The sequence below is a fragment of the Nitratidesulfovibrio sp. HK-II genome (assembly GCF_003402415.2).
Lineage (GTDB): Bacteria > Desulfobacterota > Desulfovibrionia > Desulfovibrionales > Desulfovibrionaceae > Cupidesulfovibrio.
The window spans coordinates 1,959,201-1,979,438 of sequence record NZ_AP036014.1 but is presented as its reverse complement, the minus strand read 5'-3'; the positions used below and the strand labels follow the sequence as shown (position 1 = coordinate 1,979,438).

At 63.3% G+C, this 20,238-nt stretch carries 15 protein-coding genes; 4 read left to right on the top strand and 11 right to left on the bottom strand.

The window, feature by feature from the left end:
- Positions 1-72: 72 nt before the first annotated feature.
- The 6 genes from RVX_RS07985 to RVX_RS07960 form a co-directional block, all read right to left on the bottom strand.
- A complete protein-coding gene (locus RVX_RS07985; protein ID WP_116305444.1) occupies positions 73-984 on the bottom strand; it encodes a tetratricopeptide repeat protein in 912 nt (303 codons plus the stop codon).
- A complete protein-coding gene (locus RVX_RS07980) occupies positions 968-1,297 on the bottom strand; it encodes an FtsB family cell division protein (protein WP_007521816.1) in 330 nt (109 codons plus the stop codon). The genes RVX_RS07985 and RVX_RS07980 overlap by 17 nt, the downstream gene beginning before the upstream one ends.
- Before the next feature lie 6 nt (positions 1,298-1,303).
- Positions 1,304-1,576: a hypothetical protein gene (locus tag RVX_RS07975; RefSeq protein ID WP_043608096.1), complete on the bottom strand. Its 273-nt coding sequence runs from the start codon at positions 1,574-1,576 to the stop codon at positions 1,304-1,306.
- A gap of 36 nt (positions 1,577-1,612) precedes the next feature.
- Positions 1,613-2,170: a CDP-diacylglycerol--glycerol-3-phosphate 3-phosphatidyltransferase gene (gene pgsA, locus RVX_RS07970; protein WP_116305443.1), complete on the bottom strand. Its 558-nt coding sequence runs from the start codon at positions 2,168-2,170 to the stop codon at positions 1,613-1,615.
- A gap of 193 nt (positions 2,171-2,363) precedes the next feature.
- Positions 2,364-3,260: an Mrp/NBP35 family ATP-binding protein gene (locus RVX_RS07965; RefSeq protein ID WP_007521820.1), complete on the bottom strand. Its 897-nt coding sequence runs from the start codon at positions 3,258-3,260 to the stop codon at positions 2,364-2,366.
- A 358-nt stretch (positions 3,261-3,618) separates the two neighbouring features.
- Complete coding sequence (locus RVX_RS07960; protein ID WP_172596544.1) at positions 3,619-4,266, bottom strand: protein-L-isoaspartate(D-aspartate) O-methyltransferase; 648 nt, start codon at positions 4,264-4,266, stop codon at positions 3,619-3,621.
- A 456-nt stretch (positions 4,267-4,722) separates the two neighbouring features.
- Between RVX_RS07960 and RVX_RS07955 the strand changes: the two genes are divergently transcribed.
- Positions 4,723-5,151, top strand: coding sequence for a CBS domain-containing protein (locus tag RVX_RS07955; protein WP_007521827.1), 429 nt, complete (start codon positions 4,723-4,725; stop codon positions 5,149-5,151).
- 129 nt (positions 5,152-5,280) lie between these two features.
- Complete coding sequence (locus RVX_RS07950) at positions 5,281-6,591, top strand: M23 family metallopeptidase (protein WP_116305442.1); 1,311 nt, start codon at positions 5,281-5,283, stop codon at positions 6,589-6,591.
- 283 nt (positions 6,592-6,874) lie between these two features.
- Here RVX_RS07950 and RVX_RS07945 read toward each other — a convergent pair whose 3' ends face one another.
- Complete coding sequence (locus RVX_RS07945) at positions 6,875-8,416, bottom strand: PAS domain-containing hybrid sensor histidine kinase/response regulator (protein WP_268914472.1); 1,542 nt, start codon at positions 8,414-8,416, stop codon at positions 6,875-6,877.
- Between the two features lie 257 nt (positions 8,417-8,673).
- On the opposite strand from RVX_RS07945, the gene RVX_RS07940 reads away from it, so the two are divergent.
- A complete protein-coding gene (locus tag RVX_RS07940; RefSeq protein WP_116305440.1) occupies positions 8,674-9,114 on the top strand; it encodes a MarR family winged helix-turn-helix transcriptional regulator in 441 nt (146 codons plus the stop codon).
- Between the two features lie 47 nt (positions 9,115-9,161).
- The gene (locus tag RVX_RS07935; RefSeq protein ID WP_116305439.1) at positions 9,162-9,911 is read left to right on the top strand and encodes a DUF4386 family protein; all 750 of its coding nucleotides are present in this window, start codon (positions 9,162-9,164) and stop codon (positions 9,909-9,911) included.
- Between the two features lie 95 nt (positions 9,912-10,006).
- Here RVX_RS07935 and RVX_RS07930 read toward each other — a convergent pair whose 3' ends face one another.
- The 4 genes from RVX_RS07930 to RVX_RS07915 all read right to left on the bottom strand — a co-directional run bounded on the left by RVX_RS07930 (position 10,007) and on the right by RVX_RS07915 (position 20,229).
- Entirely contained in the window at positions 10,007-11,056 is a 1,050-nt protein-coding gene (locus RVX_RS07930) for an IS481 family transposase (protein WP_116305438.1), read from the bottom strand.
- Positions 11,057-11,456: 400 nt separating this feature from the next.
- Positions 11,457-15,035: a PEP/pyruvate-binding domain-containing protein gene (locus tag RVX_RS07925; protein ID WP_116305437.1), complete on the bottom strand. Its 3,579-nt coding sequence runs from the start codon at positions 15,033-15,035 to the stop codon at positions 11,457-11,459.
- A 264-nt stretch (positions 15,036-15,299) separates the two neighbouring features.
- Entirely contained in the window at positions 15,300-19,004 is a 3,705-nt protein-coding gene (locus RVX_RS07920) for a pyruvate carboxylase (RefSeq protein WP_116305436.1), read from the bottom strand.
- Positions 19,005-19,089: 85 nt separating this feature from the next.
- Positions 19,090-20,229, bottom strand: a complete 1,140-nt coding sequence (locus RVX_RS07915; RefSeq protein ID WP_230404478.1) for a biotin--[acetyl-CoA-carboxylase] ligase — start codon at positions 20,227-20,229, stop codon at positions 19,090-19,092.
- Between the last annotated feature and the right edge of the window lie 9 nt (positions 20,230-20,238).

Here is a 20,238-nt window from a genome sequence, read left to right as displayed (position 1 = left end):
CATGGCGAAGGACGCGCACGGCTGCCGCGCGGTATCCCCGCGCGTGGGTTTCGGTACGGATGTTCCTGCCCGCTATCCCTGCGCGCGCGCCTCTAGGCGCTCGGCCAGCGATTCGAGCATGTGGATGAGCTTGTGTTTGCCCTGAAGGGGCTGCCCCTCGTCGATCGCCTGCTGCCGCTGGCTTCCCTCCCCTGCGGACTTGAGGCGATTGGTGAGTTCCTGGATCACGCCGGTGATGTCGGCGCGTTCTTCGTCGCTGCCCGCTGCGGCCAGCAGTTCCTCGTAGATGTCGAGAGCGCCCTTCAGGTCGCCCTGTTCGGAGAGCACCTGGGCCATGGAGCGGGTACGCAGCGAAAAATGTTCCTCTTCCTCGTCCTGCGCGTCTTGCGCTTCGGCTGCGCCGCTTGCGGCGGACACGGCGAATCCGTCGCGCACTTCCGGCGCATCCTGCAGGCGCACGAAATCCGGGGCTTCGGAAATCCCGGAATCGGAAGGCGCGGACGGTGAGACGGAGGGGGCTGCAGCGGCACGAGAAGGTGCGGTGGACGGAGCCTGTGCGCCGTTGCCGCCGAGCATGGCGCGCAGGCCGTGCTCTATGACTGCCGTCCACGACAGCGCGCCCTGCGGGCCGGAGCGGAACGAGGCGGCCAGGAAGGCCAGGGCCAGCGCGGTGTCGCGGCCTTTGTCCCCTGCGGCCAGGCAGGCGCTCCAGGCGTCCCAGAAACCGGGATACGCGCCCAGCAGACGGGCCAGCTTGCCCACCTCGCCGTCGCGCAGGTCGTCCCTGTGGCTTGCATGCAAGAGTTCGATAAGGAAAAGGCGGGCTTCGATGAATTCGGGATGGCGATCCAGCCCCTGGCGCAGGGTGGCTATGGCGTCATCGGATTGACCGTTTTCGGCCAGCAGGCGGGCGAGCGGAAAAAAGACCTTAGAACTCGGTTCGAGTTCAAGTACCTCTTGATACCACTCAATTTTTGCCTTCATCAGATCCGGCTCCCGGTGTGGCCGCTTCCACCTGCGTCTCGGGGAAGATGTAGAGGATTTCGTTGTCCTTCACGAAGTTCAGCCGCTTGCGGATCATCTTTTCGACATACTTTCCGTCCGCCTGCAAGAGCCGTATTTCACGGCTGAGCGCCAGGTTGCGTGCGTCGAGATCCTTCAGCCGGGTCTCCATGGCGGTGCATTGCTGCTTCAGCGCCTTGTAGGCCACTATGCCCTGCCCGCTCCAGACAAGGCGGTACAGCAGGACGACGTTGAGGGCCACGGACAGGCCGATGAGCAGGCGACGCCAGAACATCTTCGGTTACTGCAGCAGCCGATGCTGCTCGCCGCGACGGCGCATGGCGGAAACCGGCCCCTTCAGTTCTTCCAGAAAATTCGCCGTGGCGCGCTCTATGCGGCGCACATCGTCCTCGTCCAGCAGCACGGCGTCAAGCCGTTCCATGAACGACTTGAGCACGGTGAACTCCTGCATCAGTTCACCCCCAAGCTCCAACCGTTCCAGGTCGGGTTCCAGCTCAAGGATGGTCTGCAGGCAGTTCTTCAGCCTGCTGTGCAGTCCCTCGTGATCCTGCATGAATGCGTCTCCGGCCATGCGCCCCGCCATTGCGGGCTATGCCCGTCCGGCGCCTTCCTTGAGCCAGTTTCCGTAAAATGTATACAGGTAGTTGAAGCCTGAAAATACCGTGAGAAACAACGCGATGTAAAGCATAAACTGCCCTGCCGGGTTGGGGTCGAGCCCGAACCAGGGGAAGTGCAGCATCAGCGGCACCAGCGCGAACATCTGCATGACGGTCTTCATCTTGCCGAACTTGTCGGCGGCGATGACCAGCCCCTCGTCGGCGGCCACGGCGCGCAGGCCCGTGACCATCAGTTCGCGCGCGATGATCACGATGGCGATCCACCCGGCAATCCATCCCAGTTCCACCAGCATGATGAGCACGGACCCGATGAGTATCTTGTCCGCCAGCGGGTCCAGGAACTTTCCGAAGCTGGTCACCATGTTCGAGCGGCGCGCGATGTGGCCGTCGATGACGTCGGTGGCCGAAGCCAGCGCGAACAGCACCACCGCCGCCAGGCAGGTGATGCGGCCCGGAAACATCAGCAGCACGACGATGGCGGGCACGATGAAGATGCGCGCCAGCGTGATGCGGTTGGCCAGATTGAACATCCGCTTGAGGGGGCTTGGTTGCTGCGTCATGAGGGTGTTCCTAGCATACTTCGCCGCGCTGGCAAAGGGCGGGTGGGCGTCATGCTGTGGCGGGAATGCCGCCGGTGTCGTGAAAGGCAGGTAAAGTTATGGAAAGCAGGTCGCGCGGGGCGCGCCGTTGCACGCCCCGCGCCGGTAACTTTCGCAGACGGGATCAGGCGTGGGTGCTGGCCACAGCTTCCAGGCTGTTCTCGGACGCGGCCGCGATGTTGTCGGCCAGTTCCAGAAAGCCCTGCTTGGCGCGCGAATCCTCTTCCAGCATCACCACGGGCACGCCCCGGTCGGCGGCCACCACGGTGGCCGGGTCCAACGGCACCGCGCCCAGGAAGGTCAGGCCGTACTTCTCGGCCAGTTCGCGCCCGCCGCCCTTCTTGAACAGCGAGATTTCGCCGCCGCAGTGCGGACAGTACAGGCCGCTCATGTTCTCTACCACGCCCAGCACGTTGGCCTGGGCATACTGCAGGAAGTTGATGGCCTTGCGCACGTCGGCCAGCGAGATTTCCTGCGGGGTGGTCACCACCACGCACAGGGCGTCGGGAATGGTCTTCAGCACGGTCATGTGTTCGTCGCCGGTGCCGGGGGGGGAATCGATAAGCAGAAAGTCAAGGTCGCCCCAGTTCACGTCGGACACGAACTGGCGGATGGCAGCCGTCTTCTTTGGCCCGCGCCACAGCACCGCCGTGTCGCGGTCCTTGAGCAGCGAATCCATGGAGATGACGAACAGGTTGTCGTTGTATTTCGCGGGATTCAGCAGGCCGCCGCGCTCGTCGGCCTCTATGCCCGCGCGCAGGCCCAGCAGGTTGGGCACGCTGGGCCCGTGGATGTCCACGTCCAGGATGCCCACCTTGTAGCCGCGCGCGGCAAGCGCCGCCGCCGTGTTCACGGTGACGGAGCTTTTTCCCACCCCACCCTTGCCGCTCATGATGAAGAGCTTGTATCTGATCCGCCCCAGCGTGGAGGAGATGATCTCGTCCTGAATGGCCATGCCGGCGCTGGGCTTGCCCGTTTCGGCCTTGTTCTTGGCCGAGGGGCAGGTGCTGCACGAGGACATACGGTATGCTCCTTGTCTGTGGTGGCCCGCCGCGTGGCATGGCCGACCATGGGAATTTCGATGTGGTCGCGGCGTGATGGCGGCCCGGTTTCAGAACGGTGGCGGGCCGGTTGCGCGCAGCCGCTCGCTGTCGCGGACGGCCGTTTTGCGGGGGGCTTCCCCCGCCCCGGTAAGGTAATGAATCGCGCCGCCCCGTCAAGCAAAACAGGGGCGAAACAGGGGCGAAACGAGGGCAGAACGGGAGGGAAAGGAACGGTAGTCAGGCGGAGAAAAAGCCGTATGCGGCCGGAAACCGCAGGTGCCGGGGCGCCCTCGTGCGATTTCGCACTGCGAGCGACGCCTGTGCGGCGAGTACGCGTCAATTCCGCCAGCCGTGGGTGCCCACAAGATCCACGAAGGCCACCCCGCCCTTGCTTTCGCGCACCACGCGGCCGCCCTGCTTGCGCACCACCACCAGCTCCTGCATGCGCTTGCTGGTGCCCACGGGGATGACCAGAATGCCGGGGTCGGCCAGTTGCTCGATGAGCGGCAGCGGCACTTCAGGCCCGCCCGCCGTGACCAGGATGCGGTCGTAGGGGGCGGCCTCTGGCCAGCCCAGGGTGCCGTCGTCCAGCTTCAGGCGCACCTTGCGGTACTTCAGCGTGCGCAGCAGGTCGCGCGCGGCCCCATGCAGTTCGCGGATGCGTTCCACCGTGTACACGTCCATGCCCATTTCGGCCAGCACGGCGGCCTGGTAGCCCGAACCGGTGCCTATTTCCAGCACCCGCAGGCCGGGCTGCGGCTCGATGATCTGCGACATGAGCGCCACGATGAACGGCTGGGAAATGGTCTGGCCATGTCCGATGGGCAGGGGGTGATCTTCATAGGCCTGCGCGCGCAGGGCTTCCTGCACGAACAGGTGGCGCGGCACGGAACGCATGGCCACGAGCACGGCCGGGTCGGTGATGCCGCGCGTCTCCAACTGCTGTTTCACCATGCGCTCGCGGTTGCGCTTCATGTCGAGCATGCGCGGTCCTTTTTGGGAATGGGTGCCCTGCCGGGGCCGTGGCCGCCGCGCCGGAAATCCGGCCGCACACGCCGATGGGGCGATCGCGAACGGTCGCGCGGGCTGCCTTCTCATCCTTCGGCACGGCGCGCCTGCGCGTGAACACGCGCGACAGGGCCGCAAGGCCGTGCGGACGCCGCGTGGCGGGCGTTGTCGCGTCGGCGAGGCATCGGGCGGACTGCGGAAGGGGGCAAAGGCGTGGGGACGGGCGCTGCGAGTCGCTTCGTCCTTACGGCCCCGGCATGGCTTGGAAAACAGATTTTGCCTCCGGCGTCAATCGGGCGGGTGAATGTCTGCCCGCCGGTGGACGTTGCGCGGCCGGGCGCAATGGGCAACCGGGCGCATGTCGCGCCCGGGCTTGCTTGACTTATGCGCGGAGTATGCGACACTTCGCGAAACATGCATGTGGGGGAAGCCATGCTCTACGTCGGCGACTTGATGTCCACAGGCCTCTTCACCCTGAAGAAGACCGATTCGCTCCGGGCGGCCCGTTCGCTGATGCAGCTGGCCCGCATCCGGCACATTCCCATCGTGGACGCCAAGGGCGACTTCCAGGGGCTGCTGACCCACCGCGACATCCTGTCCGCCACCATTTCCCGCTTCGCCGACGTGGACGAGGCGGTGCAGAACGAGATAGATTCCGGCATTCCCGTAGGCGAGATCATGCGCACCGACGTGGTGTGCGTGCACCCCGGCACCCTGCTGCGCGACGCGGCCGAACTGCTGCTGCACCACAAGTACGGGTGCCTGCCGGTGACCGAGGACAACCGCCTGGTGGGCATCGTGACCGAGGCCGACTTCCTGAAGCTGACCATCAGTCTGCTGGACGCGGTCGAGCATCCGTAGCAAATCCGCAATCCCTGCCGGCCAGCCGGAAATCAGGAGCGCGCGCCAGCACCGAAGCCATTCCCCAAAGGTTCCGACACGAGCCGCCCGGCTTTCAGGGCGGCTTTTCACTTGAAAGGATCAGGAGACATGACTGCAGCAAAGAATCTTTCCATCGTGATCGTGTTCGCGGCCCTGCTGGGGCTGCTCGGCATCGGCGGCTTCATGCTCTTCCAGGACATGGAAGGGCCGGAAGTCATCCTTACCCCGGACACGGGGCGCGCCTCGCCGCATCAGGACCTGGCGCTGACCCTGCGCGACAAGAAGTCGGGCATCCGGTCCGTCTCCGTCACGGTGAAGAAAAATTCGCACTCTCTGGTCGTGCTCGACAGCGCCTTTTCAGACGGTCGCCGCGAACAGCGCGTCACCTTCAATCTGAAGGACGCGGGCCTGAAGGACGGCGCGTTCGACCTTGAAGTGCGCGCGACCGACACCTCGCTGGCCGGGTTCGGCAAGGGCAACACCACCACCCGGGTCTACCCCATGCGCCTCGACACCCAGCCCCCGCGCGTTTCGGTGAAGAGCATGCCCCCCTACGTGCGGCGTGGCGGCACCGGTTCCATTCTCTATTCGGTGAACGAGGATGTGGAACGCACCGGCGTGAAGGTGGGCGACCTGTACTTTCCGGGGTTCCGGCAGCCCAGCGGCGACTATCTCTGCTTCTTCGCCTTCCCCCACTTTCTCACCATGGCCCAGTACGCGCCGGAAATAACCGCGGTGGACCTTTCGGGCAACGCCATGGCCAGCCGCCTGGTCATCCGCCCGCTGGACAAGGTATTCCGGCATGACAACATCAATCTTTCCGAAAACTTCCTGACCAGCAAGATGCCCGAGTTCGAGCAGGAAGTGCCCGGCGAAATGACCCAGTTGGAGCGCTTCCTGAAGGTGAACAGCGAACTGCGCACCTCCAACGAACGCAAGCTGCTGGAAGTGGGCAAGGATACCGCTCCCAACATGCTCTGGCACGGTGCCTTCCTGCAGTTGCCCAACTCGGCCACCCGGGCCGGGTTCGCGGACAACCGCAGCTACATCTACAACGGGCAGAAGGTGGACAACCAGACCCACCTGGGCCTGGACTTCGCCTCGCTGGCCATGGCCGAGGTGCCCGCCTCCAACAGCGGGCGCGTGGTCTTTGCCGGGCAGCTGGGCATTTATGGCAATCTCGTGATCATCGACCACGGCCTTGGCCTGCAGACCCTGTACTCGCACCTCAGCGAGATTTCGGCCAACGTGGGCCAACAAGTGAAAAAGGGCGACGTCATCGGCAAGACCGGCACCACCGGCATGGCGGGCGGCGACCATCTGCACTTCGGCGTGACCATCAGCGGGGTGCAGGTGCAGCCCGTGGAATGGCTGGACCCGCACTGGATCGAGGACAACGTGACCTCGCGCCTGAAGTAGCGCCGCCCCCTGCCGAGACAAGAGGCGAGGCAGGGAAAGGCCATCCGAGTGCATGACGGGGGGGCATGGCCCCCCCGTTTTTATTGGTGTTCAGAATGTTGCGAAGCATTCGTGAAGGCGTGCCCCCCAACGGCACGGCAAGAACCGACAACCTTCACTCATCACTTTAAGAGGCAGGCCCGACGGCAACTGGCGAGCGCACCGTATCCGACGGGGACTGGCGCACGTGCACGCCCCTGCCCTATGCCTCCTCCGGTTGCTGAAGCTTTCATCACACCAGCCCTCAAATGGCCGACGCTCTCTTGTCCACCCCCAGCCTGCGGGCTCGAACCTCGCTGATGGCGCCGCGCAAGGCTGCCATGGTAGCAGGCTTGGCGAGGTAGCCATCAGCCCCGATGGCCAGGAATCGTTCCCGGTCACCGGTCATGGCGTATGCCGTCATGACGACGAGCGGAACATGACGGTTCGCTTCCCCAGCATCGCCACGGCGCAATCGTGCTGTAGCCTCAAGGCCGTCAATGTCCGGCATCTGGATGTCCATGACGACTACGTCAACATGCTCCCGCGCCAGCAGGTCCAACGCCTGCCTGCCGTCTCCGGCCTCTAGGACCTGGGCGCCGCACTGCGTGAGATGTCTGCCGAAGGCAAGGCGGCTCACGGCGTCGTCCTCGGCAAGCAGAATACGGAGCCCGGCAAGTCGCGCGGGATTGTCCGCCGCCTCTTCGTAAGCCGCACTTGCTTCCGCGTCGCGCCGTAGCGTGATGCAGAAAAGGATGGTTGACCCCTCCCCTGCTTCACTTTCGAATGTGATGTCCCCACCCATGAGAGAAACCAACTGGCGGCATATGGACAGCCCCAGGCCCGCCCCCTGATGTCTGCGCGCGTAGCCGGACCCTGCCTGCTCGAACGGCCGGAACAGGTGGGGAATATGCTCTGCCGCAACACCGATGCCGGTATCCGATACCGCGAACAGCAGACGGCATTCATTCGGCTCTGCTGACCAGAGGGGGTACACCTCCACGCTGATCTGGCCAGAATCCGTGAACTTGAAGGCATTGCCCACAAGATTGTTCAATATCTGTTGCAGTCGCAGTTCGTCACCAACGAGCATGGCTGGCACTGAAGACGCAACCTGCATGTTCAGATGCACACCACTCTTGATGACATTAGGGCGAAAGAGGTCGTCCACATTGCGTAGCGTCTCGCGCAGGTTGAAGGGCTTTGACTGAATGGCAAGCTTGCCCGCCTCTACCCGAGAGAGATCCAGAATATCCGATAGCAGGCTGGTGAGGCGTTCGCACGATTGTATGGCAATGCTTGCATATTCAGCCTGTTCGCCTTCTGGGGAAAGGGTCAGAAGCAGTTGCAGCATGCCGTGAATTCCGTTGAGGGGGGTGCGCACCTCGTGGCTCATGTTGGCCAGGAACTCGCTTTTCGACTTGCTGGCCTTCTCCGCGTTGCTTTTTGCCTCTGTAAGTTCCGCGAGGGCCTGCTTGCGCTCGGTGATGTCGTAGCAGTAGCCGATGTATCCAACGAACTCCCCGTCGATTGCGTACAGCGGCTTTCCGAAGTCGACGATCCAGCGATAGGTGCCGTCATGGCGGAGCAGGCGGTATTCCATCTCGAACGGATGGCGCTGCGAAAACGCGTTTTCGTATGTACGGAGGCAGTTCTCGGCGTCTTCTGGGTGAACGCCAGCCGTCCAGCCGTCACCGCGCTCTTGTGCCATGCTCTTGCCAGTAAAGGCGAGCCAGGTTTCGTTGAACCAGTCGCACTGGCCGTCGGTTCCTGCACGCCATATCAGGGCGGGAGCCTTGTTGAGAATCGTCAGGCAATAACTAGCTCAGCACATCCTGTTCTTCCTCTGGAGCGATCCCCCCCCAGGATAGTAGAATTTCTAGAGCTCTAGCCCCGGGCAATCCGACGACGTTGGTCTTTTGGGTGAAATGGTAAGTCTTTGTTGTCAAAAACTTTTTCTTCACCAAGCCCCGTTGAGTGGGGACCTGTGTGGGAGGCTTTCGCGCCGATCTTAGGCTCTAAAGCCTGCTTGACATGATTGTTTAGCTTCTATACTATCTGTTCATGAACGATTCACGAAAAGCCCTGTTTCTTTCGCTCAAGAGACTCATTCATATCCTCACCGCCGGAAAGCGAGAAGCCAGAAGCTACGCGGGGATGGACTTTCATAAAGCCGAGATACATCTTATTGAGATGATTGGGCAGAATCCGGGAGTCACCGCTTGGCAGATTGCCGACATACTCAAAGTCACTAAAGGGGCTGTTTCGCAACTTTCCACAAAACTTTTGAACAAGGAGGTCCTAGAGAAGCGTTATCATCCAAACGATAGCCGAGTTCATGAGCTTTACCTGACAGCGCTTGGCTGGAAGGCTTACGAAGAACATGAGAGGCATGAAATGGCTCTTGTGGGTGACATACTTTCGAGGCTTGAAAAAATGTCGGATAATGACGTCGAGGCGTTTGCATCCGTCGTTGACATGGTCGCCGACTTTGCTGGGAAGTAATTTTTTCATCAAAGGTTTAGCTGCTAAACTTTTTTGGAGGTTTTGCTATGAATGTAGTGAGAACGCTTCACACCGCTGGTGGGATAGCCGGTCTTTGTGGTGGGTTATGTGTTGTTTTTGGCATCATGGGGTTGAAATATTATTTTGGGTATCCCGATATCATCCGCGCCGAGCCGGGCGTCATTCTGCAAAGGATTCACGAGTTGCGCCACATCGTGCCATTTCTGTACTACTTCGGCGTAGGTGGTGCCGGAATAAGCATGTTCTTTTTTGCAATTATCTTTGGAATGCTCCTGGAATATTCTGGGGAGCGCGTTTACTCAAAGTTCGGACAGTGCTGTGGCATAGTCGCAGGAGTGCTACTGTTTACAGGTATCATCAGGTACAGCATCCTATTTCCTTCTCTTGGGCAATTGCGTGCAACAGGCCAGTTCGACGCAGCTGATATCGATCTCGTTTTCAAAGCGATGAATACCTATGTCGGCGAATCGATTGCCGAACATGCTCAGTTTCTCTTTTCGTCTATGATGTTTCTGTTTTTCGGTATCTCGATACTGAAAACGAAAGTATTGCCCAAGTGGATAGCCCTGTTCGCAATAGCCACAACCGTTGTCATCTTGATCGGCAACCTCGAACAGTTCGGATGCAAATTTGCATTTTTCTTTAACCGCACTGCGGCCAAAATGCTCGCTCTCTGGTTGCTTGCCACAGGAATGGTGCTTCTTTGGAAGCGATTCAAGGCAGGTGCGAAACTGGCAGGCAATTTTTTGGATAGAACATGTGACAAATCACTTTAGAGTTTGCTGCTGCTGGCTGCTCTAACAAAGTAAAAGCCCCCTGTATGTACAGAGATAGTATTCACCTGACACTGCCGTGCCCGGCGGGGCGCTGATCAGGCTGCCTGCTGCCCTTCGCTGTCCTCTTCCGGCTGGCCTCCGGGAAGGCCATTGAGGAAGGCTTGGTAGGGTGTCCGACCGTTCATGTTTCTGCCTTGGTGCGCCCGCTCGTGGTTGTAGTGGTGCAGGTAAACGTCCAGGTCCGTCTGCATTTCGTCTAAGCACTCGTACCAGTTCCTGCGCCCCTGAATCCTGAAATGCTCGTCAAGCAATGTCCTGTGCAGCCGCTCCACATAGCCGTTGCTTTGCGGGCGTCTGATGCGGGTTGTCCGGTGCTCGATGCCTTCCAGTTGCAGGAACAACTCATAGGGATGCCTGTCGGGACGCCCGCAGAATTCCCGGCCATTATCCGAAAGCACCGTGACGACCGGCGTGTCGTGTTCCTCGAATAAGGGCAGCACGGACTCGTTGAGCATATGCACCGCCGTAACCGGCAGCTTGCTGGTGCACAGCCTGCCGAAGGCGTAGCGGCTGTGGCAGCTGTTGGCCGATTGCATATAGATTTTTCCCACGCCCTTCAGCGTGCCTACGAAAAACGTATCCACGGCCGCCAGATCCCCGCTGCACCGGGTTTCGATATGGCGCTCCCGGAATTCCGGGCTAAATCGTTCCAGAGTGCGAACCTGGTCGTCATTCAGGGAGATTCCGGTATCCCGCACATGCCGCTCCAGGCGCAGCAACCGTTCATGTCGGGTCAATATTCCGTTGCGGCTCCAAACGCCTCGCACGCCCCCGGAACTGACCTGCACACCTTGCAGCACCAGTTGCTGGGCCACGCGCACCGGGCCGTGCGTCGGGAAATCAAGACTGTACGCGAGAATCCTTTCCGCCGTCGCCTCATCCACCCGGTTCGGGTGCGGTTCTCGTGGTCCCGGCAGGCGGTCCACAAGCCCTTCAGCCCCGAACGTCTGGTAATTGCGACGGATTTCGTAGAACTGCTGCCGCGAATACCCCATGATGCGGCACGCCTTGCTCACGTTGTCCAGTTCGCTTGCAAGCTCTAGCAGGCTCAACTTCCTTCGTGCTACCTTCTTGCCAGTGGTCATGTCGGTCTCCTTGCTGGTGGTTGATGACGCTTCGCAACCTCATCGCTACCCCAGTCGGGCACGGCATGACCACTTCCTTTCGGAGGGCCTACTGTCAGGTAATAACTAGCTCAGCACAATCTGTGTTCGCAGGATGACCGTCATGCAGGAAGGATCAGGCGGAGGGACGGCCGAAGCACGGCAAGGGCGCCTTCCTCCGGCATGGGAAAGCGCCCTGTAGCTGCAGCAGCGGGATACAGAGAAACGGGCGGCCCGAAGACCGCCCGTCCTTTTCTCTTCAACGTGCTTCCGGCACGCGTGTGGCGCATGCCGTGTGTCGGCATTTACTGGCGATGTCGTTCCGGCCATCACCCGGCGGCGTGAGCGCAGGGCGTGGTGAAACGGGTGCCGCGACCGGCGTCTACCACTTCTTGGCGCGCTGGGCCTCCAGGGCCTTGGCCTGCTCCTCGAAGTTGGCGAACCCGGCCTGGTGCAGCGCGTCGGAGACGGTGCTGGACCAGTTCCAGGTGGCGTAGATGACCGGCTTGTGGAAGGTGGCCCGGAACTGTTCCAGCTCGGAGCGGTAGAACTTCTCCTTGGGCGTTTCCAGGCTTTCGCGCAGCAGTTCGTGCAGGCGGCGCAGTTCGCCTTCGTACCAGTCCATCAGGTCTTCGGCCTGGGTGTACTTCTTGAGGATGTGGCCGTAGCCCTTTTCCTCCAGCAGCGCGCGAAGGTTCGCCAGGTGCTGGTCGCGCAGCCAAGTGCCCAGTTCCGAGGTGGGGATGTTCTCCGCTTCCACTTCGGCCATGTCCAGCTTGGTCTGGTAGTAGGTGTCGGGCACTACGGAGGCGGACACGATGCCCGCGATGGCCACCAGGCCGCGCAGTATCTTGCTGTTGGACACGCCCTGGCCGCAGAAGCCCACCTTGCGGGCGCACTTCTGGCCGGTGAAGATGGTGACCAGGATGGCCCAGACAACGGCCGGGTCTTCCTCGTCATAGATGTGGCCAAGGCGCGCGTTGTCGCGATCGGTGGCCAGCACCATCTGGGTCATGTCGTTGGAGCCGATGGAGAAGCCGTCGAACTCCTCGATGAACTGCTTGGCCAGCACGGCGTTGGACGGAATTTCCGACATCTGGATCATCTTCAGTCCGTCAACGCCGCTCTTAACCTTGTGCACCTGCTCGAGGTAGCGGCGCATGGAGCGCGCTTCCTCAAGGGTGCGCACGAAGGGCAGCATGAGCTGCAGGTTGACCCCGCCGTACACCCCGCGCGCCAGCTTGAATGCCTCGATTTCCCAGTCGTGCAGGTTGCGCGACACCCCGCGGAAGCCCAGCATGGGGTTGTCTTCGATCTGCTCGAACAGGTTGCCGCCCAGCAGGTTGCGGTACTCGTTCGACTTGAAGTCTGTGGTGCGGTAGACGATGTCCTTGCCGTAGAAGGCCATGGCAAACAGGGCCAGGCCCTGCGACAGGGTCTGCACGTAGTGTTCCTTGCCGGTGCGGAACCCGCGTGAACGGATCAGGGCGCGGATTTTGTCCGGCACGGCGCGCATGTCGTCCATTTCCTTCTGCAGGCCGCTGCGCAGCCCCACCTCGTGGCGCAGGCGTGCGATCTTGGCCAGCGCGTCCTGCACGGCGGGAATGTCCTCGATGCGCTCCACGTGGGCGCGCACGTTGGCCTCTATCTCGGCGCGGCGTTTCACCGTGTCCGGGTCGATGCCGTTGAGCATGGCCAACTGGTCGTCGTAGCCCATGATCACGCGCACGTGGTCTTCAAGGTCAATGGACGTCTTCAGGATGTCGATGCGGCGGGTGGCCAGTTCCACATGCTCGTCCAGCTTATGGTCCAGTTCGCGCATCTTGCGGTGCATGACCAGCACCTGTTCGGTGCCGCGCAGATTCTCGCGCGAGGCCAGGGCCTCTATCTCTGCGGACAGCCCGGTGATGTGGCCCGCATACTCGCGCAGCTTCATGTCGATGGCGATGAGCCCGGCGGCAAGCTGTTCGCGCAGGATCTTGGAAAGGCGGGCGTCCAGTTCGCGCAGCTTGGCCTGCACGGCGTGGTCCAGTTCGCCGCTGTCGAAGGCTTCCAGCGCCTGCGGGTGCACGCCGATGTTGCCCAGCATGAATTCCGCGCGCAGCAGGCCCACCTCGAAGTCTTCCACCTCGCGCAGGCGCGAGAGGAACATGGCCTGGCCCACGTCGGCCAGGATCAGGCCGACCTTGGTCTTGGTGGGGGGGAGCTTGGACAGGTCCATCTCGCCGCCCACTTCGCGCAGGGGCAGCATGCCCCGGTACACCCGGCCGCGGGTGCCGTCCACGGTCACTTCCTGGCCGTCCAGGGCGCGCAGGATTTCCAGGCGCTGGATGCCGATGACGGCGGGGATGCCCAGTTCGCGCGAGGTGATGGCCGCGTGGCTGGTGTCGCCGCCCACGTCGGCAAGGATGGCGGCGGCCACGCGCATGCCGGGCACCATGTCGGGGTCGGTGCGGTCGGCGGCGAGGATGTCGCCCTTGTTGATCTTGTTCAGTTCCAGGGCGGAACGCAGGAACTTCACCCTGCCCTGCCCGGCCCCGCGCGACGCGCCGTTGCCTTCCAGCAGCACCTCGGCCTGGGTGGCCGCCTTCGGGTCCACCTCGCGGCGGCGCATGAAGATGGTGTGCGGGTGCTTTTCCAGCTCTTCATTCCAGCGGGTTTCGGGGCGGGCCTGCACGAACCACAGCCGGTCGGCCGAGTCGATGCAGAATTCGGTGTCCATGATCATGTCGCCGTAGGCGCGGCTGATGGCGCGCACGCCCTTGGCCACCTGCTCGGCCTGGGCCAGCGAAAGCGACCAGCGGAAGGCCTCGATTTCCGGCACGGACACCTTCTTGGTGCCGCCCTTCTCGTCGTAGACGATCTTCTTGTCCTTGCAGCCCATCTGGCGGATGACCACCTCGGGCCCGTCGTCACGCTGGAAGACGTAGAACTTGTCCGGGGTGACCATGCCGCCCACCACGGCCTCGCCGAGGCCGTAGCTGGCGTCCATGCCCACCAGGTCCTTGCGCGCGGTGCCCCGGCAGCCGGTGGCGGTGTCCGCGCTGAAGGCGGTGCCGGAGATGACCGGGTTGATCATGCGCATGATGCACACCGAGAGCGAGGTGTTCTCGATGGCCCATTCCTGCTTGGCCTTGATGGCGATGGATTCGTCGCCGGTGGCTTCGGCGCGGGCCTGCGCGTCCAGGATCGCCTCGCGGCGGTAGGTCATGGAGCGCAGGTTGTAGGCGGATGCGCAGTCCCAGTGGTACGCGGCGGACACGCGGCTTTCACCCACGATGTTCAGGTAGGTGTCCTGCAGCCCGGCGAAGGCCTTCTTGCGCGAGTCTTCACCGGCGGCGGAGGAGCGCACGGCCACGGGCACGTCTTCCGCGCCCGCTTCCTTGCAGATGGAGCGGTAGGCGGCGCGCACGCATTCGTCCACTTCCTTGGGCAGTTCCACGCACAGGATGCCCGCCTGCACCAGCACCGAGCGCTTGCGCAGCTGGTCGATGCCTTCCGGCGAGGTGGCGAAGCCTTCCACCACGTTGTTGACGAAGGTGCGCAGCTTGATCTGGGTTTCACCCGGCTTGGCGGACGCCTGCGTCCGGATTTCCTTGGCCAGGTTGCGAACGAACTTCTGCAGGAACTCCGAATCCTTGTTGATCTCGGGGTCGTTCCAGTCGATGCGGTTGTATTCCTTGTCCACGGTGGCGCGGACGAGCGATGCGTTGACCTTGGTTTCGTCGAGCAGGATGTGGAACGCCTGCGACGATATGGCGCGGAACTCGGGTGCGCGGATTCCTTCCACCTGGCTGATGATGGCGGTGTTGTAGTTCTTGCCGCCGACCAGCAGTTCGGCGTCATCGCCGATGCGCACGATGTCGGCGCCGGTCAGCACCAGCTTCTTGGTGAGTTCGGAAATCTCGGCGCCAGCCTTGGCGGCCTTGGCCGCGGGCTTTTCAACCGGAGTTTTGCCCATTCGTGAATCCTCCTATGGGGGATAGAAACGCTTGCCTGAAGGTCCGATACCCGAAAATGCCGGTCTTGTCCCACGCGCGGGGCGTTGTGATCAGCCGGTGGGTATCATGCAGGGGGCTGGCATGGGGTGCCGGTCTCCTTATGGGGGGTTCTCGCATCGTCGCCCGCGGCCCGTGAAAGCCGGGCCGGGCGGTGCCTGATACAGCCGAAGGATGTATCCGCGCGCGGCCCGCAGTGGTGCCGGGGCCGCGCGCGGAATGTCTGCTTATGGATTCAAGGCCTCGCCGCAGTAGGGGCAGAAGTCGATGCCTTCCATGGTGATGGGCCGCGAGCACGCCGCGTTGGGGCAGGTGCGCGGGATGGGCCCAAGCTCCACGATCAGCTCGCCTTCGCGTACCGGCATCATCTGCTTGCTTTCGCGGTAGTCGGCGGTTTTCAGCACGCGCTTGACCATGCCGGAAACCGGGGCCAGCACCGCCTTTTCCTGCTTCATGATGGAGATGTTGAACAGCTCTTCGCCGGCCTTCACCACGTCGCCGGGGTGCACGTACATCACCCACAGGTCGCCGTTGCTGGGCGCGGCCACGTGCATGGGGTTGGACGGGTCGGCCTTTTCCGTGCCCTTGGCGTCGGAGATGGCGGCCTTGGCCACCTGCACCTCGCAGCTCATGAATTCCGAGTCCAGCACGTAGCGCACCACGCTCATGCCCGCTTCGTTGGGGCGCGAGATGCTGAGCAGCGCGAGATGGTGCGGCTTGCCGTTGGAATCGAGGAAGTTCAGGTCCTCGCCGGGGGCAATGCCCTCGAACCACACGTCCAGCGGCAGGTTGTTGGGGTTGCCGAAGCGAGCCCGCAACTGGATGGTCTTGATGGCGTCGCCCGGGTGGTTCAGGTACAGGACGAACTCTTCTTCCGTGGGCTTGCGGCGTATGATCTCGACGTAGCCGCGCTCTTCGGCGGCAAGGTCCACGTCGGTCAGCGAATCAAGGGGCGAAGCCTCCGTGCGCGAGGCGATGGCCTTCTTCCATTCGTTGCCGAAGGCGCTTTCGTACACCCAGTCGGCCGGAAAGCCGAGGGGCAGCTTGCCGAAGCGGCCCAGCAGCAGGTTGCGGAAGGCGTCGTTGCAGTCCTGGTAGATGGACAGGCGCGCCTTGCGCATTTCCGGCGTCAGTTCGGCCTCGTCGTGCCGGGCCACGTGGTCCAGCACTTCGAGCAGGTAGCGCACTTCTTCCTCGCCGCCGCGCTTGTGGGCGTTGGTCACGGCCAGGAAGGCGGTGTTCCAGGTAACCTGCGAGCCGGGCGTCACGTCGTGGTAGCGCACGATCTTGCGGGTGCCCGCCAGGAACTTGAGCATGTACGGCAGAAGGTGGATGTACCCCTGCTTCATGGCCCCTTCCTGCGACGACGAGGTGGCCCCGCCGGGCATGGCGTGCTCGACCACGTCGTGGTCGATGCCCTGGAAGTACGGCGCGCAGTAGCGGTCGTAGTACGGCATGATCTGCTTGAGCACGAAGTTGCAGTCGCGGATCATGTTCTTGTTCAGGTTGGTCTTCAGGCCCAGTTCGTCTTCCAGGTAGGCGGCCGTGGCCAGCACGTCGCCCTGCCCGTACGAACGCACCGAAGCGCCAAGGGCCGCGTCCACGATGTGCGCGCCCGCCTTGGCGGCCGCACCCACGGAAGGCACGAACAGGCCGTCGGTGTAATGGCGGTGGTAATGCAGCACCAGCGAGGGCCAGCGCTTGCGCAGGGCGGTGACCAGGGCCGTCATGAACCGGGGCGGACACATGCCCGCCATGTCCTTCAGGCCCAGGATGATCTGCTTCGCGGCCTGGTCGGGGCCCACCCCGGCCACGCTGCCCACCATGCGCAGCACTTCTTCCGTCACGCCCACGTAGTGGTCCACGTCGAAGCCCTTGGCCCACGACAGCGACAGCGCGGGCTCGAAGACCACGTCGGTGCGGTTCAGCGCAACTTCCGCGAAGGGGCGCATGTTCTCGATGTGGTTCAGGAAGTCGAAGCAGCGGATGATGTGGTGGGTATCGCACACCATCTCGCCGGTCATGCGCATGAGGTTCTTGGGCTGCGGCTTGTAACCCAGCACGTTGGTGGAGCGGATGAGGATCTGCTTCAGCGTCTTGGGCGCGAAGCGGTTCCATTCCTTCGCTTCCGAGAACGGGTAGGTCATGTTGGCCATGAGCGCCACGTGGAAGTGCGCGCCGCCGCCGTTCTCGATGGAGAAGAACCCGCAGTTGTCCAGATACGGGCCGATCAGCGCGTCTTCCGCCAGGCGGAAGCGGTTGCCGCTGTTCGACTGGGTCATGTCGCGGGGGGTGGTGTCGGTGAAGTGCACGTGGCCCGCGTCGCGCAGGTAGTCCAGCAGCGCGGTGCGGTCGCCCGTGGGATACGGCGAGGGCGCGCGGCGCACGGCGCCGGGAATGTGCGGCAGCACCGGCTCGAAGCGGGGCATGCGCGGCGTTTCGCGGGTGCGGTATTCACCCAACTGCACGTAGGGGTTGTAACCCTTGGCCGAAACCTCGGCCACCAGGCGCGCAAGGCGCTCCGCCTCGGGGGCGAGGTCGGAGTAGCACATCAGTTCCGGCGTGTTGGCGATGAAGTTGGTGTCCAGGTCGCCCGCGCGGAACTTGGGGTGCTTCAGCACCTGCTTGTAGAACGGGATGGTGGTCTTGATGCCGCCGATGACGTACTCGCCAAGGCAGCGCTCCATGATGCCGAGCACCTTTTCCCAGCCCTGCCCGTAGGCGATGAGCAAGGATCCCGCCGAGTCGTAGTTGGACGGAAACTCGTAGCCCGCGCACATGTTCGAGTCCAGGCGCACGCCGGGGCCGCCGGGCGACACGTAGCGGCTGACCAGGCCCGAGTTGGGGGCGAAGTGGTTCTGCGGGTCCTCGCAGTTGATGCGCACCTGCATGGCCACGTGCTGCGGGGCGGTGTTTTCCTCGGTGAAGCGCAGCTTGGCCCCGAAGGCCACGGCGATCTGCTCTTCCACCAGGTCGATGCCGTAGCGGCATTCGGTGATGCCGTGCTCCACCTGCAGGCGGGTGTTCACCTCGATGAGGTACGGCGTGCCGTCGGCGGTGACCAGGAATTCCACGGTGCACAGCGAATGGTAACCCACCTCGCGCACCAGCATGCGCGAGTATTCTTTCAGCCGTTCGCGCAGCTCGGGGGTTATGCCCGCCCACGGCGAGGGCGTGATCTCGATGAGCTTCTGGTGGTTGCGCTGCACGGTACAGTCGCGTTCGTCAAAGGCGAACACGTTGCCGTACATGTCTGCGATGACCTGGATTTCGATGTGGCGCACCGAAGGCAGGTACTTTTCCACGTACAGGCGCGGGTTGCCGAACGATGCCTGCGCCATGGTGGACGCCTTCATGAAGGCGTCGGAAAGCTCTTCGGCGCGATGGATGGCGAAAATGCCCCGGCCGCCGCCGCCGCCTTCCGCCTTCAGCATGACCGGCAGGCCGATCTCGTTGATGATGGTGCGCGCGGTGGGAATGTCCACGGCCCCCTCGGAGCCGGGAACGACGGGGATGTTCAGCTTCTTGGCAAGCTTGCGGACCTGCACCTTGTTGCCGAGCAGGTTCATGGCCTCCGCGGTGGACCCGATGAAGGTCAGACCGGCGGCCTTGCACTTGGCGGGAAAGCGTTCGTCTTCGGAAGCGAAGCCCCATCCGGGGTGAATGGCGACCATGTCGCGCTGTTTGGCCAGCGCGATGATGTGGTCGATGTCCAGATACGCTCTGGGGTCGGAACCGAGCAGCAGTAGCTCCTGCGCTGCGGAGGCGGCCGGAGAGGTCTTGTCGATGTCGGTGGCGGTCATCACGGCCACGGCATCGAAGCGTTCACGGATCGAGCGGCAGATGCGGCGGGCCGGGATGCCCCGGTTGGCCACCAGAATCGCCTTGCCCCTCACCTCTTCCAACACCTGCTCGAAGGTCTTGATGCCCATCTAATCCTCGGTATCCTGGCTGTCCGGCCCGCAAGGGGCGACCGGAATTGACGTGCGCGCATGCGCGGGGCGCATGGAATACGGATCACGAAGGTATGGGCGTGATGCTGCCGGAGCGGAGTATGTGTTCCCTGCCCGAAATGACAATCCGCAGGCCCCCCTGCGGTTCGAGTCCAAGAATCCTGCCCGGACAGTCACCCACATCGCCACCGTGAACCACAACCCCACGGCCTACCCAGGCAAGATGCTTTTCCGCGCACGATACGAAATCGGCCCCACCGGCGCGTAGAACTTGCGCTTCATAGCAGAAAAGCGCCCCCTCCACAAGATGGCGCCACAGCGTCAGCGGCGTGGCGGAAATGTCGCGGTCGGCCAGGCTGGCGGCGGGCACCGCCCAGCCCTGGCGCAGGGCTTCAGGCGGGGGGGCGGACACCAGGTTGATGCCGATGCCCGCCAGCACCACCCCGCGCTTTTCCTCGATGAGCATGCCGCCGATCTTGGCGTCGCCCAGCAGCAGGTCGTTGGGCCATTTCAGTTGCACCGGCACGCCCAGCGCCGCGAAAGACTCGGCGAACAGGCAGCCCAGGGCGATGGCCGCCGTCTCGGTGGCGAACACGCCAGCGGCGGGCAGGCGCAAGGCGGCGTAGATGTTGCCGGGCGGCGATTCCCACGGGCGGCGCAACTGGCCGCGCCCGGCGCGCTGCGAAACGGCCAGCACCGCGCCCCACTCGGGCAGGACCCCGGCGGCGGCAAGGGCGTGAGCCACGTCGAGGCTGGAGGTGCACGGTCCGCAGATGATCACCGAAGGAGGGGCGGAGCCCGTGGCGGACGGCGCTGGCGCGCCGCCGGGCGGAAAAGGGGCGTCGCGGCCCGCGACGGCGCAAGACAGGGAAGCAGCGGATGATTCGGACGGTTCGGGCATGCCCAGCCGCGCCGCCAGCAGGGGCACGCCCCCCACGGTCACCGGGACGAAGCCGGGGCACGCGGCCAGGTCGTCTCCCCAGCCAGGCAAAGCGCGCAGGATTTCGGGCGGCAGCGGATCGGCCATCCACTGTGGCGCGGCGGGCGGCTGACCGGGGGCTATGTGGGATGGCGTGCCGGATGACGGCTGGGGCAGGCCGTCGTGCAACAAATGCGCAACAGGAATGCCCTGCCCCGTCCGGATGGCGGCATCATGCGAGGCGCTGCCGCGGTTGCGGGCGGAGTGGCCAGTACTGCTGGGCATGGTACCTCC